This is a genomic window from Lysobacter changpingensis (assembly GCF_017308985.1).
Lineage (GTDB): Bacteria > Pseudomonadota > Gammaproteobacteria > Xanthomonadales > Xanthomonadaceae > Lysobacter_J > Lysobacter_J changpingensis.
Genome location: NZ_JADWPE010000002.1, coordinates 164,426 through 180,007 on the forward strand (window position 1 = coordinate 164,426; position 15,582 = coordinate 180,007).

13 protein-coding genes and 1 tRNA gene are annotated in these 15,582 nt (G+C 68.2%); 7 read left to right on the plus strand and 7 right to left on the minus strand.

Annotation, left to right across the window (positions count from 1 at the left end; all coding sequences use genetic code 11):
- Positions 1-82: 82 nt before the first annotated feature.
- Positions 83-1,450 (minus strand): signal recognition particle protein, encoded by a 1,368-nt coding sequence (ffh, locus tag I4U41_RS02405; RefSeq protein WP_206859422.1) that lies wholly within the window; start codon positions 1,448-1,450, stop codon positions 83-85.
- A gap of 119 nt (positions 1,451-1,569) precedes the next feature.
- Here ffh and I4U41_RS02410 point away from each other — a divergent pair, with 119 nt between their 5' ends.
- The 7 genes from I4U41_RS02410 (at position 1,570) to I4U41_RS02440 (ending at position 8,997) form a co-directional block, all read left to right on the plus strand.
- Positions 1,570-2,361 (plus strand): cytochrome C assembly family protein, encoded by a 792-nt coding sequence (locus I4U41_RS02410; RefSeq protein ID WP_206859425.1) that lies wholly within the window; start codon positions 1,570-1,572, stop codon positions 2,359-2,361.
- Between the two features lie 100 nt (positions 2,362-2,461).
- A complete protein-coding gene (locus I4U41_RS02415) occupies positions 2,462-2,920 on the plus strand; it encodes a MarR family winged helix-turn-helix transcriptional regulator (RefSeq protein ID WP_206859427.1) in 459 nt (152 codons plus the stop codon).
- A 2-nt stretch (positions 2,921-2,922) separates the two neighbouring features.
- Complete coding sequence (locus I4U41_RS02420) at positions 2,923-4,455, plus strand: efflux transporter outer membrane subunit (RefSeq protein WP_206859429.1); 1,533 nt, start codon at positions 2,923-2,925, stop codon at positions 4,453-4,455.
- The gene (locus tag I4U41_RS02425) at positions 4,452-5,642 is read left to right on the plus strand and encodes an HlyD/EmrA/EmrK family protein (RefSeq protein WP_206859430.1); all 1,191 of its coding nucleotides are present in this window, start codon (positions 4,452-4,454) and stop codon (positions 5,640-5,642) included. The genes I4U41_RS02420 and I4U41_RS02425 overlap by 4 nt, the downstream gene beginning before the upstream one ends.
- Before the next feature lie 211 nt (positions 5,643-5,853).
- The gene (locus I4U41_RS02430) at positions 5,854-7,410 is read left to right on the plus strand and encodes a DHA2 family efflux MFS transporter permease subunit (RefSeq protein ID WP_242525032.1); all 1,557 of its coding nucleotides are present in this window, start codon (positions 5,854-5,856) and stop codon (positions 7,408-7,410) included.
- Between the two features lie 239 nt (positions 7,411-7,649).
- Positions 7,650-8,501 carry a formyltetrahydrofolate deformylase gene (purU, locus tag I4U41_RS02435; RefSeq protein WP_206859437.1) on the plus strand — a complete coding sequence of 284 codons (852 nt, stop codon included), beginning with the start codon at positions 7,650-7,652 and terminating at the stop codon, positions 8,499-8,501.
- A 49-nt stretch (positions 8,502-8,550) separates the two neighbouring features.
- On the plus strand, positions 8,551-8,997 hold the full coding sequence (locus I4U41_RS02440) for a hypothetical protein (RefSeq protein WP_206859440.1): 447 nt from the start codon (positions 8,551-8,553) through the stop codon (positions 8,995-8,997).
- A gap of 3 nt (positions 8,998-9,000) precedes the next feature.
- On the opposite strand, the gene radA is transcribed toward I4U41_RS02440, so the two are convergent.
- From radA to ileS, 6 genes are all read right to left on the minus strand, one after another.
- Positions 9,001-10,404, minus strand: coding sequence for a DNA repair protein RadA (radA, locus tag I4U41_RS02445; protein ID WP_206859447.1), 1,404 nt, complete (start codon positions 10,402-10,404; stop codon positions 9,001-9,003).
- 76 nt (positions 10,405-10,480) lie between these two features.
- Complete coding sequence (locus I4U41_RS02450) at positions 10,481-10,768, minus strand: hypothetical protein (protein ID WP_206859448.1); 288 nt, start codon at positions 10,766-10,768, stop codon at positions 10,481-10,483.
- A 295-nt stretch (positions 10,769-11,063) separates the two neighbouring features.
- Positions 11,064-11,139: transfer RNA gene (locus tag I4U41_RS02455), tRNA-Thr, on the minus strand.
- 136 nt (positions 11,140-11,275) lie between these two features.
- The gene (gene ispH / locus I4U41_RS02460) at positions 11,276-12,226 is read right to left on the minus strand and encodes a 4-hydroxy-3-methylbut-2-enyl diphosphate reductase (protein WP_206859453.1); all 951 of its coding nucleotides are present in this window, start codon (positions 12,224-12,226) and stop codon (positions 11,276-11,278) included.
- A gap of 10 nt (positions 12,227-12,236) precedes the next feature.
- Positions 12,237-12,743: a signal peptidase II gene (gene lspA, locus I4U41_RS02465; RefSeq protein WP_206859456.1), complete on the minus strand. Its 507-nt coding sequence runs from the start codon at positions 12,741-12,743 to the stop codon at positions 12,237-12,239.
- Positions 12,743-15,556, minus strand: coding sequence for an isoleucine--tRNA ligase (gene ileS, locus I4U41_RS02470; protein WP_255542010.1), 2,814 nt, complete (start codon positions 15,554-15,556; stop codon positions 12,743-12,745). The genes lspA and ileS overlap by 1 nt, the downstream gene beginning before the upstream one ends.
- Positions 15,557-15,582 lie beyond the last annotated feature (26 nt).

The following is a 15,582-nucleotide window of genomic DNA, read 5'->3' on the forward strand; positions in this document are numbered from 1 at the left end:
CGCGAATGGGGTATGGAAGCGCGCCGCGGGGCCCGAGGTTTGCGCAGCAAACCTTGGGGGATTTTCCGGCAAAGCCTGAAAATCAGCGAAACGGCATTCCGCCGCGCGCGCCCATCATCCCCTTCATGCCGCGCATCAGGCCCTTCATGCCGCCGCCGGACAGCTTGGACATCATCTTTTCCATCTGCTGGTACTGCTTCATCAGCTTGTTGACGTCGGCCGGGGTCAGGCCGGCGCCCCTGGCGATGCGGGCGCGGCGCGAGCCGTTCAGCAGGCCCGGGTTGCGGCGCTCCTTCTTCGTCATCGAATTGATGATCGCCACCATGCGCGGCACTTCCTTGCCGGTGACCTGGTTCTTCACGTGGTCGGGGATCTGGCCCATGCCCGGCAGCTTGTCCATCAGGCCGTGGATGCCGCCCATGTTCTGCATCTGCTCGAGCTGGTCCTTCATGTCGTTCAGGTCGAACTTCTTGCCCTTGGCGACCTTCTCGGCGAGCTTCTGCGCCTTGTCCTTGTCGACCTGCGATTCGACCTGCTCCACCAGCGACAGCACGTCGCCCATGTCGAGGATGCGGCTGGCGATGCGGTCGGGATGGAAGACGTCCAGGCCGTCGGGCTTCTCGCCCACGCCGATGAACTTGATCGGGCGCTGGGTGATGTAGCGAACGCTCAGCGCCGCGCCGCCGCGCGCGTCGCCGTCGGTCTTGGTGAGCACCACGCCGGTGAGCGGCAGCGCTTCGCCGAAATGCTTCGCGGTGACGGCCGCGTCCTGGCCGGTCATCGAGTCGACGACGAACAGCGTTTCGACCGGCTTGACCGCGGCGTGCAGCGCCTTGATCTCGGCCATCATCGCTTCGTCGATGCTGGTGCGGCCGGCGGTGTCGACCAGCAGCACGTCGACGAAGGACTTCTTCGCGTCGTCGATGGCGGCCTTCACGATCGCTTCGGGCTTCTGGTCCGCGCTCGAGGGGAAGAACAGCACGTCGACCTGCTGCGCGAGCGTCTTCAGTTGCTCGATCGCCGCCGGGCGATACACGTCGGCGGACACCACCATCACCTTCTTCTTGCGCTTTTCCTTCAGGTGCTTGGCGAGCTTGCCGACGGTGGTCGTCTTGCCCGCGCCCTGCAGGCCGGCCATCAGGATGACCGCCGGCGCCGGCACGTTGAGGTTCAGGTCGGCGGCCTGCGAGCCCATGACGGCCGTCATTTCGTCGCGCACGACCTTGATCAGCGCCTGGCCGGGCGTGAGCGACTTCAGCACTTCCTGGCCGACCGCACGCACCTTGATGCGCTCGATCAACGCCTGCACCACCGGCAGCGCGACGTCGGCCTCCAGCAGGGCGATGCGCACCTCGCGCAGCGACTCGCGGATGTTCTCCTCGGTCAGGCGGCCGCGGCCGCGCAGGCGCTCGATGGTGCCGGAAAGGCGCTGGGTCAGGGATTCGAACATGCGGACGCGACCTGGTCGGAAGCAGAAAACTGGGCCGCGAAGTATAGCCCTTCGCGCACTGCGACCCGGTGCGCATCCGGCCCATGCGGTTCGTCTCGCCGCTGTGCGACACTGCCGCGATGACAATCGTTCTCATCGCCATCGTCCTGTATCTGGTCGCGACCGCCCTGCTCGTCGGCGGCGTGCGGCAGGAACCGCCCCGTCCATCGCGCCTGTGGCTGGTTCCGGCGGTGGGTGGCGTGGCGCTGCACGGGCTCGCGCACCTGCTCGCCTGGCATGCCAGCGGCGGCGCGGACATGCATTTCTACGCGGCGCTGTCGCTGGTCGGGCTCGGCATGGCGGCGCTCACCGCGCTGGTCGGCGCGGGCGGGCGGATGGCGGCACTGGGGGTGATCGTGTTCCCGATCGCCGCGCTGGCGCTGTTCGGCTACCACCACCACGGCCACGTGCTGGGCGAACGGCTCGACTGGCGCCTGCAACTGCACGCGTGGCTGGCGTTGCTGGCGTACGCGACGCTGGCGATCGCCGCCCTGCTGGCGGTGATGCTGTGGGCGCAGGAACGCGCCCTGCGCCGGCGCGAATTCCACCGCTGGCTGCGCGCCCTGCCGCCGCTGGTGGAACTGGAGAGCCTGCTGTTCCGGACCATTGCCGTCGGTTTCGCCCTGCTCACGGCGACCCTGCTGACCGGCCTGCTGTTCGTGGAAAACCTGTTCGCCCAGCACCTGGTGCACAAGACGGTGCTGAGCGTGCTGTCGTGGCTGCTGTTCGGCGGGCTGCTGCTCGGCCGCTGGCGTTACGGCTGGCGCGGCGCGGTGGCCGTCCGCTGGACCTTGGCCGCCATGGCGCTGCTGATCCTCGCCTTCTTCGGCAGCAAGTTCGTCCTGGAATTGATCCTGCGCCAACCTGCCTGAGCCCCATTCAGGTTGTTGCACGCGCGACAACAGCCCGTTTCGTTTGCTGAAACAATATTTGCATTGACAAATATTGCCCAGGCGAAGAACATGCGCAGCCATGTCGCGCTCCCTTCCTCCGTCCGCCTGCAGCGGGTCCACGCTCGGACTGCTCTTCCGGCAGGTCCGCGATGCGATGTGGGCGCGCATGGAGCACGAGCTGGGCGTCGCCGGCCATGAACTCACCTTCAGCCAGTACATCGCGCTGAAGAAGCTCTCCGACGGCCCGCACGGCGTCACCGACCTCGCCCGCGCCGCCGAGCTCAACCCGGGCGCGATGACCCGCCTGCTCGACAAGCTCGAAGCGCGCGGCCTGATTGCGCGCGAAGCCGACCCGGCCGATCGCCGCGCGGTGAACATCCAGCTCACCGAGGCCGGACGCGCGATGTGGCTGGACGTGAACCAGTGCGGCCAGCGCGTGCGCGAGCGTGCGATGCACGGCATGAGCGACGCCGAACGCGAGCAGCTCATGCGGATGCTCGAGCAGGTCCGCGACAACCTTTCCCTTTCCGACACCTGACCATGGCCCTTTCCCATCCTCGCCCGCTCCGCGGGCTGAAGCCCGTGCTTTCGACGGGTACGTCTCCGAAAGCCGCCGCCACGCTCGCGATCGCCCTGGCGAGCGCGCTGGTCCTGGCCGGCTGCGCCAGTTCGCGCGGCCTCGCGCCGGAAGGCCGCCCGCTCGACGCGGACAGCCTGCAGGCGCAGCGCTCGCTGTCCGGCGTCGCGGTGTCCGATGCGGCCTTCCCGACACAGGACTGGTGGACCACGCTCGGCGATGCGCAGCTGGACTCGCTGATCGTCGAAGCGCTGCAGGGCACGCCGAGCCTCGCCGCCGCCGACGCGCGCCTGCGCCAGGCCGTCGCGCAGGCCGGACTCGCCGATGCGCAACGCAAGCCGACGCTCGGCGCGAGCGCGCAGTACTCCGGCCTCCAACTGCCCGAAACGGTCGCGCCCGAGCCGCTTGGCGGTTCCTACCAGGGCGTCGGCCTGCTGAGCCTCAACTTCAAGTACACCTTCGACCTGTGGGGCGGCGAACGCGCGAAGTGGCAGGCCGCGCTCGGCCAGGCGCGCGCGGCGGAAGTCGATGCGCAGGCCGCGCGCCTGACGCTCTCCTCCGGCATCGCCCGCACGTATGTCGCGCTGGCGCAGGCGTTCGATGCGAACGACGTCGCCAGGGCCGATTTCGACCGCGCCAGCGGCCTGCTCGAACTCGGTCGCCAGCGCGTCGCCGCGGGCCTGGACAACCAGTTGCAGATCCGCAACGCCGAAAGCGCCGTCGCCAGCGCGCAGCAGCAGATCCAGGCCAGCGAGCATGAGATCGAAGTGACGCGCAACGCGCTCGCCGCGCTGCTGGGCAAGGGCCCGGATCGCGGTCGCGACATCGCGCGTCCGATGATCCTGCACGCCGCCACGCCGACGCTGCCGTCGGTGCTGCCGAGCGAACTGCTGGGCCACCGCCCCGACGTGGTCGCCGCGCGCTGGCGCGTGGAAGCCGCGCAGCACGGCATCAAGGCGAGCAAGGCCGCGTTCTATCCGACCATCAACCTGAGCGCGATGGCCGGCGTCGCCGCCGGCAACCTCGGCGACCTGTTCGGCAGCGACGCGCTGCTGCTGCAGGGCGGCCCGGCGATCAGCCTGCCGATCTTCGACGGCGGCCGGCTGCGCAACAACCTCGCCAGCAGCGATGCGACCTACGACCTCGCGGTCGCCAACTACAACCAGTCGCTGGTCGGCGCGCTGCGCGAAGTCGCCGACGCCGTGCATTCGGCGCGTTCGCTCGACGCGCAGATCGCCTCCGCCACGCGGGCGCGCGATGCCGCGCGCAGCGCGTGGGACATCGCGACGCAGCGCTACAAGGCCGGCCTGGGCACGCAGCTCGACGTGCTCGCCGCGCAGCGTCCGCTGCTCGACAGCGATCGCCAGCTGACGGTGTTGCGCGCGCAGCGGCTCGCCGCGTCCATCGACCTCGACCGCGCGCTCGGCGGCGGCCTGGTCCTGACGGCTCCCACCTCCGACTCCACTTCCGACATCGCCAAGGCCCCCACGCCATGACCACCGAACACAATCCCAATGCGAAGGCGGCTGCGCCGCAGTCCAATGGCAAGCGCAAGAAGGCGCTGACGATCCTCGCCGCCGTGGTGGCCCTGGCGGGCATCGGCTGGGCGGCGTGGTACGTGCTCGTCGCGCGTTTCCACGAAGACACCGACGACGCCTACGTGCAGGGCAACGTCGTCAGCATCGTCCCGCAGACGCAGGGCACGGTGGTGAGCATCGACGCCGACGACGGCATGAAGGTCGAAGCCGGCCAGCCGCTCGTGCACCTGGATCCGAACGACGCGCAGGTCGCCTGCGACCAGGCCGTCGCGAACCTCGCCAACACCGTGCGCCAGGTGCGCGGCCTGTACAGCGCGGTCGATGCGGGCGCGGCCGATCTCGCCGCTCGCGAAGCGCAGGTCGCGCGTGCGCGCGCCGACCTGAAGCGTCGCGAAGGCCTCGTCGGCAACGGCGCGGTGTCGGCGGAAGAACTCGCGCATGCGCGCAACGAACTCGCCGTCCTCGAAGCCGGCCTGCGTGCCTCCAGCGGCAACCTCTCGCGCAACCGTGCGCTGGTCGATGCCACCGAAGTCGGCACGCAGCCGCAGGTCGCCGCCGCCGCGTCGCAGCTGCGCCAGGCGTACCTCAACCTGCAGCGCACCGCGATCGTCGCGCCCGTGTCGGGCTACATCGCCAAGCGCGAAGTGCAGCTTGGCCAGCGCGTGCAGCCGGGCGTGAACCTGATGACCATCGTTCCGCTGGAACAGCTGTGGGTCGAGGCGAACTTCAAGGAAACGCAGCTGGCGAAGATGCGCATCGGCCAGCCGGTGAAGGTGCACGCCGACCTGTACGGCAGCGATGTCGAATACGACGGCAAGGTCGTCTCGCTCGGCATGGGCACGGGCAGCGCGTTCTCCCTGCTGCCGGCCCAGAACGCCAGCGGCAACTGGATCAAGATCGTGCAGCGCGTGCCGGTGCGCATCGAAGTCGAGCCGAAGCAGCTTGCCGAACATCCGCTGCGCCTGGGCCTGAGCATGAACGTGGACGTCACCGTGCGCGACCAGGCCGGCCCCGTGCTCGTGCCGGCGCGCAGGAACGACAAGCCGCTGTTCACCACCGCCGCGTACGAAAAGCAGCTCAACGATGCGAACGCGCTGATCGACAAGGTGATCCGCGAGAACCTGCCGGGCACGCGCCACGGTTGATCGGCGCGCATCGATGCGCGCAACGCTCCACGTCTTCTTTGCCGTCATCCCCGCGAAAGCGGGGGCCTGCCGACCGATCCCTCCCCCGAACGTCGCAGGATTCCCGCCTTCGCGGGAATGACGGCCCTTCTTCCCACGACGCGTCGCCAGCCGCTCGCGTCGCACACCTCCAGACGACGCCATGTCCACCATCGCGCAACAGGAAGAGGAAATGGGTTTGCCGGTCACGCCGGAACCGCCCAAGACCGCCTTCCGTCCGCCCAACATCGCGTTGACGACCGTCGGCCTCGCGCTGGCGTCGTTCATGCAGGTGCTCGACACCACCATCGCCAACGTCTCGCTGCCGACCATTTCCGGCAACCTCGGTGCGAGCGCGAACCAGGCGACGTGGGTCATCACGTCCTTCGCCGTGAGCAACGCGATCGCGCTGCCGCTCACCGGCTTCCTCACGCGCCGCTTCGGCGAGCGCAAGCTGTTCACCTGGGCGACGCTCGCATTCGTCATCGCCTCGCTGCTGTGCGGCCTGGCGAACTCGATGGGCCTGCTGGTCGCCGCGCGTGCGCTGCAGGGCTTCGTCGCCGGCCCGATGTACCCGGTCACGCAGGCGCTGCTGATCTCGATCTATCCACCGCACAAACGCGGACAGGCGATCGCGCTGCTGGCGATGGTGACGGTCGTGGCGCCGATCGCGGGCCCGATTCTCGGCGGGTGGATCACCGACAACTACAGCTGGGAATGGATCTTCTTCATCAACGTGCCCATCGGCATCTTCTCCAGCATCGTCGTCGGGCGGCAGCTCAAGGGTCGCCCGGAGAAGCTGGAAAAGCCGAAGATGGACTACATCGGCCTGGCGACGCTGGTGCTGGGCGTGGGCGCGCTGCAGATCATGCTCGACCTGGGCAACGACGAGGACTGGTTCAACTCGACCAAGATCGTGTGGCTGACGGTGATCGCAGTGATCGCGCTGGCGGTGTTCGTGATCTGGGAACTCACCGAGAAGGACCCCATCGTCAACCTGCGCCTGTTCCGCCATCGCAATTTCGCCAGCGGCACGGCGGCAATGGTGATGGCGTACTCGGCGTTCTTCAGCGTCGGTCTGCTGGTGCCGCTGTGGCTGCAGCGCAACCTGGGCTACACGCCGATCTGGGCCGGTTTCGCCAGCGCGCCCATCGGCATCCTGCCGGTGCTGCTGACGCCGCTGGTGGGCAAGTACGCGTCGAAGTTCGACCTGCGCATGCTGGCGACATTCGCCTTCATCGTGATGGCGGCCACCAGCTTCTACCGCTCCGGCTTCAACCTCGACGTGGACTTCGCACGCGTGGCCGAAGTGCAGTTGTGGCAGGGCTTGGGCGTGGCGCTGTTCTTCATGCCGGTGCTGACGATATTGCTGTCGGACCTGGAGCCGCATGAGATCGCGGCGGGTTCGGGCCTGGCGACGTTCGTGCGAACGCTCGGCGGCAGCTTCGCGGCGTCGCTGACGACGTGGGCCTGGAACCAGCGCAGCACGATCCATCATGCGCGGCTGACCGAGAACATCGGCGCCTACGATCCGGCGATGCAGCAGACCGTGACCTCGCTGGGCCAGGGCGACCTGCAGCGCGGCGCGGTGGTGATGAACCAGATGATCTCGCAGCAGGCGGTGCAGATCGGCTTCAACGAGATCTTCCACCTGCTGGGCATCCTGTTCCTGGTGGTGATCGTGTTCGTCTGGTTCGCCAGGCCGCCGTTCTCGGCGAAGGTGGGCGGCGCGGCGGCGGGTGGGCATTGAGGCTCATGCCTTTTCAGCGCTTGTAGCCTTTGTAGCCCGGGTAAGCGAAGCGCACCCGGGTTGGGCGTGACAGTCCCCGGGTGCGCTTCGCTGACCCGGGCTGCAAGGGCGGCACCGCCAGCGCGAGATGACCGTCCTTCCCAGGACGCCCGCAGGAAGCGCACCAAGATCCCATTCCACATAGGCCGCCCACGGCGAGCCACGCCGTTGTAAGGGTCATCGGACATCCTCCCACCCCGATGCCCCACTACGTCCTCACCCTCTCCTGCCCTGATCGCCCGGGCATCGTCAATGCCGTCACCGGGCATCTGCTGCGGTTCGAGGGCAACATCCTCGAAGCGCAGCAGTACAACGACCGCGAAACCGACCGCTTCTTCATGCGCACCGTGTTCGCGCTCGCGCCGCAGGCGCACGCGCAGGTGCGCGAGGGCTTCGATGCGCTCGCGCAGGCGTTCCGCATGGAATGGTCGCTGCGCGATCGCAGCGAACCGCGTCGTGTGATGCTGCTCGCTTCAAAGTTCGACCACTGCCTCGCCGACGTCCTGTACCGCTGGCGCATCGGCGAATTGCCGATGGCGATCACCGCCGTCGTCACCAACCATCCGCGCGAGACCTACCGGCATCTGGATTTCGACGGCATTCCCTTCCACCACCTTCCGGTGGAAAAAGGTCGCAAGCACGAACAGGAAGCCGCGCTGGCCGCATTGATCCATGACACCGGCACCGAACTCGTCGTGCTCGCGCGCTACATGCAGGTGCTGTCGGCGGAACTGGCGCGCACGCTCGCCGGACGCTGCATCAACATCCACCACTCGTTCCTGCCCGGCTTCAAGGGCGCGCGGCCGTACCACCAGGCGCATGCGCGCGGGGTCAAGCTGATCGGCGCGACGGCGCATTTCGTCACCGCCGACCTCGACGAAGGCCCGATCATCGAACAGGACACGCAACGCGTCAGCCACCACGACACGCCCGACGACCTCGTCCGCATCGGCCGCGACATCGAACGTCGCGTGCTCGCGCAGGCGCTGCGCTACTGGCTCGACGACCGCATCCTGCTCAACGGCCATCGCACGGTGGTATTCGCCGTGTGAATGAACGCGCTTTCGCCGCACGCACACATGCGTTGGGTAAGGTGCGGCCATGGGCGCCGCACGCTGGATCATCGCGATTTGGCTGGGAACCGTCATCGTTTCGACGGTGCTCGTGGGCTGGATCGTACTGTGGCACCGCCTCCTCCTGCAGCGCGAAGCGTTGCGCCTGCAGGCCGCGTTCGACGCCCTCTGCTTTCCCACGCCGGCCGGGCCGGTGATGGGCGAAGCGCTCACCGTGGTGAAGATCGCCTACCAGCTCGACGAACCCGATCCGTCGCTCGGCGCGCGCGCAGGCCCGGCGCATTGGGATTCGCTGTGGTACGCGGCGGGACCGGGGCCGAGCTACTTCCTCGCGATCTGCACGCTCGACGCACATGCGTCGGAGCTGGCGCCGCGCTGGATCGTGCGACGCTTGGACGAGGCGCGGATGCGCGCCGCGCTGACCGACGACGCGCGCGCGCAGATGCTGGCGTTCGGGGAGGCGATCGAGGCCTGAGCCTCACGCCTGTTCGAGCGCGTCCGCCAGCCGCTCCACCGCGATCACATCCATCTCGCCGACGCGCCCGCCCTTGGGCGCATTCGACTTCGGCACGATCGCGCGCTTGAAGCCGTGCGTGGCGGCTTCCTTCAGGCGCTCCTCGCCGTTGGGAACCGGGCGGATCTCGCCCGACAGACCGACCTCACCGAACGCGACGGTCTGCTCGGCCAGCGGCCGATCGCGCAGCGACGACAGCACGGCGAGCAGCACCGGCAGGTCCGCGGCGGTTTCCTGCACGCGGATGCCGCCTACCACATTCACGAACACGTCCTGGTCGCCCACGCCGATGCCGCCGTGGCGATGCAGCACCGCAAGCAGCATCGCCAGACGGTTGCCTTCCATGCCGACCGCGACGCGACGCGGGTTCGACAGCGGCGAGGCATCGACCAGCGCCTGAACTTCCACCAGCAGCGGGCGCGTGCCTTCGCGCGTGACCATCACGCAGCTGCCCGGCTGCGGACGCTGGCTGCCGGAGAGGAAGATCGCCGAGGGATTGGGCACTTCGCGCAGGCCCTTCTCGCCCATCGCGAACACGCCCAGTTCGTTGACCGCGCCGAAGCGGTTCTTGAACGCGCGCAACACGCGGAAACGGCTGCCGCTCTCGCCCTCGAAATACAGCACCGCGTCGACCATGTGCTCGAGCACGCGCGGGCCGGCGATGCCGCCCTCCTTGGTGACGTGACCAACGAGGAACACGGCGGTGCCGGTTTCCTTCGCGTAACGCACCAGGCGCGCCGCACTTTCGCGCACCTGGCTCACCGAACCCGGGGCGGCGCTGAGTTCTTCGGTCCACAGCGTCTGCACGGAGTCGGCGACGATGAGGCCCGGACGCATCTTCGCGGCATGTTCGAGCACGCGTTCGACGCCGGTCTCGGCCAGCGCATGCACGCCATCGACCGGCACGCCCAGGCGCGCGGCGCGACCGGCCACCTGCGCGAGCGATTCCTCGCCGGTGACGTACAGGCCGGGCAGCGTGCCTGCCATCTTGCTGATCGCCTGCAGCAGCAGCGTGGACTTGCCGATGCCCGGATCGCCGCCCACCAGCACCACCGAGCCGTGCACCAGGCCGCCGCCGAGCACGCGGTCGAACTCGCCGATGCCGGTGCTGACGCGGTCCTCCTCGGTGTGGCGCACGTCGCGCAGCGCGGTGACGGTGGGCGCGTCGGCCTTGCCGGCCCAACTGCCGCGACGGCTCGCGGCGACGCTGGCGCCCGCCTTCGCGGCGGGTTCGACGACGAATTCGCCCAGCGTGTTCCAGCCCCCGCATTCGCCGCACTGGCCCTGCCACTTGCTGTGGTCGGCGCCGCATTCGGAACATACGTAGGCGGTGCGGGCTTTGGAGGCGGATTTCGCGGGTTTCGACATGGGGGAATGCGGCGACGAGACTGCCGGCACTCTACCCGGCCCACGTCGCGGAAAGCGAGACGCGGGCGATTGAACGCTACGCGGCGTAGCGGATGTGGCGCTCGGGGTAATGCGCCGTCAGTTCGTGCTGTGGAAGGCCCAGCAGGCCACCCACGTCACCGTGCGGCACGATGCTGTAGCCGCGCGCGTCGATGTCCTTGACGATGCCCATCCAGTCGAGCTTCGGCACCACGTGGTCGCTGTCCACCGACCAGCCGAATCGCACGTCGCCCAGCGCCGCCATCTCATCGCCGGGTAGCCGCGTGCCGCACGGCGCCACCACGAAACCTTCGTTCTGTCCCACCACGAAGACGTCCACCTGCATGTTCGACACCTGCTCCTGCCCCTGTCGAAAAAAACTGGCGGCATGGTGGCGATGGCGCCGCTAAAAAACGGTGAACATCAGATTGCCGGGAGATGAATCGTTCAGGCGTCGGGTGTGATGGATGAGTTCAGGGCGGGTGTGCTTTTCGGGATTCGGGTTCGCGGAATGCGAACGCATGGTCACCAAAGGAAACGAACTTCACGAGTCATCCGTTGCCAAGCGTTCGCCCCGTACCTTTGACCACGCGATATCCGGCGCAAAAAAAAGCCCCGCCGAAGCGGGGCTCTAAAAAATCTGGTGCCGGAAACAGGAGTCGAACCTGCGACCTACGCATTACGAATGCGCCGCTCTACCAACTGAGCTATTCCGGCGGATCTTGCCGCGAAGCGCCTGCCTGGCCGATGGGCCGGAGGGAGCTCCGCGAAGACGGGAATTCTAGGGCGGGGGCGCTTTTCGGTCAACGTGCCCGGTCCATGCGCCCGCGCGACATGCCCCGCCAGCACACCCTCAGTCCACCAGCTGCAGCCGCAGTTCCTTCGGCAGGGCGAAGACCATGTTCTCCGGCTCGCCGTCGAGGTCGGACACGTGCGCGGCGCCCAACTCGCGCAGGCGGTCGATCACGCCGCGCACCAGCACCTCCGGTGCGGATGCGCCCGCGGTGACGCCGATGCGCTGGCGGCCGGCCACCCACTTCGGGTCGATCTCGATCGCGCCGTCGATGAGGTAGGCCTCCACGCCTTCGCGCTCGGCCAGCTCGCGCAGGCGGTTGGAGTTGGAGCTGTTGACCGAGCCGACCACCAGCACCAGGTCGCAGCGGGCGGCCAGTTCGCGCACGGCGTCCTGGCGGTTCTGCGTGGCGTAGCAGATGTCGTCGTTCTTCGGGCCCTGGATCGCCGGGAACTTCGCGCGCAGGGCCTCGATGACGCCGCGGGTGTCGTCCACCGACAGCGTCGTCTGCGTGGTGTAGGCGACGTTTTCCGGCTGGTCGATGTGCAGCGCGGCGACGTCCTCGCTGTCCTCGACCAGGTAGATGCGCCCGGCGCCCGCCTCGCGGCGCCACTGGCCCATCGTGCCCTCCACTTCCGGATGGCCCTCGTGCCCGATCAGCACCACGTCGCGACCGGCGCGGCAGTGGCGCGCGACTTCCAGGTGCACCTTGGTCACCAGCGGGCAGGTCGCGTCGAACACCTTCAGCCCGCGGCGCTCGGCTTCCAGGCGCACGGCGCGTGCGACGCCGTGGGCGCTGAAGATCACCGTCGCGTTGTCGGGCACCTCGTCGAGTTCCTCGACGAAGATCGCGCCACGATGCTTGAGGTCGTCGACCACGAAGCGGTTGTGCACGACTTCGTGGCGCACGTAGATCGGCGCGCCGAGGGTCTCGATGGCGCGCTTGACGATCTCGATGGCGCGGTCGACGCCGGCGCAGAAACCACGGGGATTGGCGAGGAGGACTTCCATGAGACTTATTCTACCGGCGCCTGCTGGAAGCCGACGCCGGCTTGCTGAACAGCCCGAACAGGGCGATGCCGACGGCGCCGGCGACGATCGCCGCGTCTGCCACGTTGAAGGCCGGCCAGTAGTAATCGCGCCAGTACCACTGGATGAAATCGACCACGTGGCCGTGCATCAGGCGGTCGATCACGTTGCCCAGCGCACCGCCGATCACCAGCGCGTACGGCAGCGCGCTCTTCCAGTCGCGGCGCGGCGTGCGGGCCAGCCACCAGCCCAGCAGGCCACTGATCGCCACCGCCAGCACGACGAAGAAGTACTTCTGCCAGCCGCCGGCGTCGCTGAGGAAGCTGAACGCCGCGCCGGTGTTGTAGGTGCGGTACCAGTTCCAGAAGCCGTCGATCACCGGGATCGCGGTGTACTCGGGCAGCGAGCCGAGCACCCACATCTTGGTGGCCTGGTCGAGGACGATCACCGCCACCGAGACGAGCAGCCACGGCAGCGCGTTGGGACGGACCGGCGCCATCAGAACCACTCCCTGTGCTCGCCGTCGCCGGTCACGTTGGTGACGCAACGGGCGCAGATGTCCGGATGCGCCGGATCGCTGCCGACGTCGCCGCGGTACTGCCAGCAACGCACGCACTTGGTTTTCGCGGTCGGCGTGGCGAGCACGGCGATGTCCTTGATGCCGTCGTCGGCGACGACTTCCACGTCACCGCTGATGAACAGGAAACGCAGCTCGTCGGCGAACGGCGCCAGCCAGTTCTGGTCGGCGACGCCGGCGCGAAGCGAGATCTCGGCCTCCAGCGCCGCGCCGATCTCGCCGGCCGCGCGCATAGGCTCCAGCGTCCTGCTGACTTCCTCGCGCAGCACGAGCAGGCGGTCGAAATCCTCCGCCGACAGTGGCGCGTCTTCCGGCAGCAGCGCCAGTCCGTCGTACCAGGTGACGAACAGGACGTTGTCCTCGCGCGGGCCGTGCTCGGTAACGGCCGGCAGATGGCGCCACATCTCGTCGGCGGTGAACGCCAGGATCGGGGCGATCCAGCGCACGAACGCCTCGGCGATGCGGTACATCGCGCTCTGCGCCGAACGGCGGCCGCGCGAGTCCTCCGGCATCGTGTAGAGGCGGTCCTTCGTGACGTCGAGGTACAGCGACCCCAGGTCGACCGAGCAGAAGTTCGACAGCGCCTGCACGATCTCGGCGAAGTCGTAGCGCTCGTACGCGCTGGCGATGCGGTCCTGCAGCTCGGCGGCGCGATGCACGATCCAGCGGTCGAGCGCGACCATGTCCTCCAGCGGACGCAGGTGCGTCGCCGGCTCGAAACCGTTAAGGTTCGCCAGCAGGAAGCGCGCCGTGTTGCGAATGCGGCGATAGACGTCGGAGGTGCGCTTGAGGATGTTGTCCGACACCGACATCTCGTTGCGGTAGTCGGTGGAGGCGATCCACAGGCGCAGCACGTCGGCGCCCATCGCGTTGATGACCTTCTGCGGCTCGACCGTGTTGCCGAGCGACTTGGACATCTTCTTGCCCTGCTCGTCCACGGTGAATCCGTGCGTCAGCACCTGGCGGTACGGTGCGACGCCGTCCATCGCCACGCCGGTGAGCAGCGAGGAATGGAACCAGCCGCGATGCTGGTCGGAGCCTTCCAGGTAGAGATCCGCCGGCTTGTAGAGGCCGTCCTGCGGACGCTGTGCGAGCACGCACTCGTGGCTCACGCCGGAGTCGAACCAGACGTCGAGGATGTCGGTGACCTTCTCGTACTGCGAGGCTTCATCGCCCAGCAGTTCCTCGGCGGTCATCGCATACCACGCGTCGGCGCCGGCATGCTCGACCTTCTCGGCGACCTTGCGCATCAGCTCGGGCGAACGCGGGTGGATCTCGCCGGTCTCGCGATGGAAGAACAGCGCGATCGGCACGCCCCAGTAGCGCTGGCGGGAGATCGTCCAGTCCGGGCGGCCTTCGATCATGTTGTAGATGCGCGCCTCGCCCCACTCGGGCACCCACGCGACCTTGCCGATCTCGGTGAGCGCATCGCGGCGCAGGTTGGCCTGCTCCATCGAGATGAACCACTGCGGCGTGGCGCGGAAGATCACCGGCGTCTTGTGGCGCCAGCAATGCGGGTAGCTGTGCGTGAGCTTGTGCGCGGCCAGCAGGTGGCCGCTGGCGCGGACGACGTCGACGAGGATGTCGTTCGCCTTCCACAGGTGCAGGCGGGCGAGCACGACGCCGTCGGCCGGCGGCGTGGTCGGCAGGTACACGCCCTTCGCATCGACCGGGTTGATCTGCGCGGCGGTGTACTTGTCGGTCAGGCCGTACTTCAGGCCGATCGTGTAGTCGTCCGGGCCGTGGCCCGGCGCGGTATGGACCATGCCGGTGCCGTCCTCGGCGGAGACGTGGTCGCCGACCAGCACCGGGATGTCGCGCTCGGCGTAGAAGGGATGCGCCATCAGCGCGTTCTCGAGATCGCGCCCCAGCGCGCGGCCGAGGATCGTCACCTCGTCCACGCCGTAACGCGACAGCGCCTTGCCGGCGAGCGCCTCGGCCAGCACGAGCAGACGCCGGCCGCCATCGGGCGTGTTCGGCCCTTCGACCAGCACGTAGTCGAGTTCCGGGCCAACGCTGATCGCCAGGCTCGCCGGCAGCGTCCACGGCGTGGTGGTCCAGATCGGCATCGCGACGCGCACGCCGTCGTCCGCGCTGGCACCGAACAGGCGTGCCACGGCCTGCGGATCGCGCGCGTCGTAGGCGACGTCGATCGCCCAGGACTGCTTGTCGGCGTATTCGATCTCGGCTTCGGCCAGCGCCGAGCCGCAATCGAAGCACCAGTGCACCGGCTTCGCGCCGCGCACCAGATGGCCGCGCTCGACGATCTTCGCCAGCGACCGCATGATGTCCGCCTCGTAGCGGAAATCCATGGTGCGATACGGCTGTTCCCAGTCGCCGACCACACCCAGCCGCTTGAAGTCGCGGCGCTGCAGGTCGATCTGCTCGGCGGCGTATTCGCGGCACTTTTGCCGGAACGCGGCGGCGTCGAGCTTCTCGCCGACCTTGCCGAACTTCTTCTCGACCTGGTGCTCGATCGGCAGGCCATGGCAGTCCCAGCCCGGCACGTACGGCGCGTCATAGCCGGCCATCAGCTTGGACTTCACCACCAGGTCCTTGAGGACCTTGTTGACCGCGTGGCCGATGTGGATCGCGCCGTTGGCGTACGGCGGGCCGTCGTGCAGCACGAAGCTGCGCTCGCGCTTGCCGACCTTCTCGCGGATTCGCGCGTACAGGCCTTCGCTTTCCCAGCGCGCGAGCGTTTCCGGTTCGCGCTTGGGCAGGTCGCCGCGCATCGGGAATTCCGTCGCGGGCAGGTGCA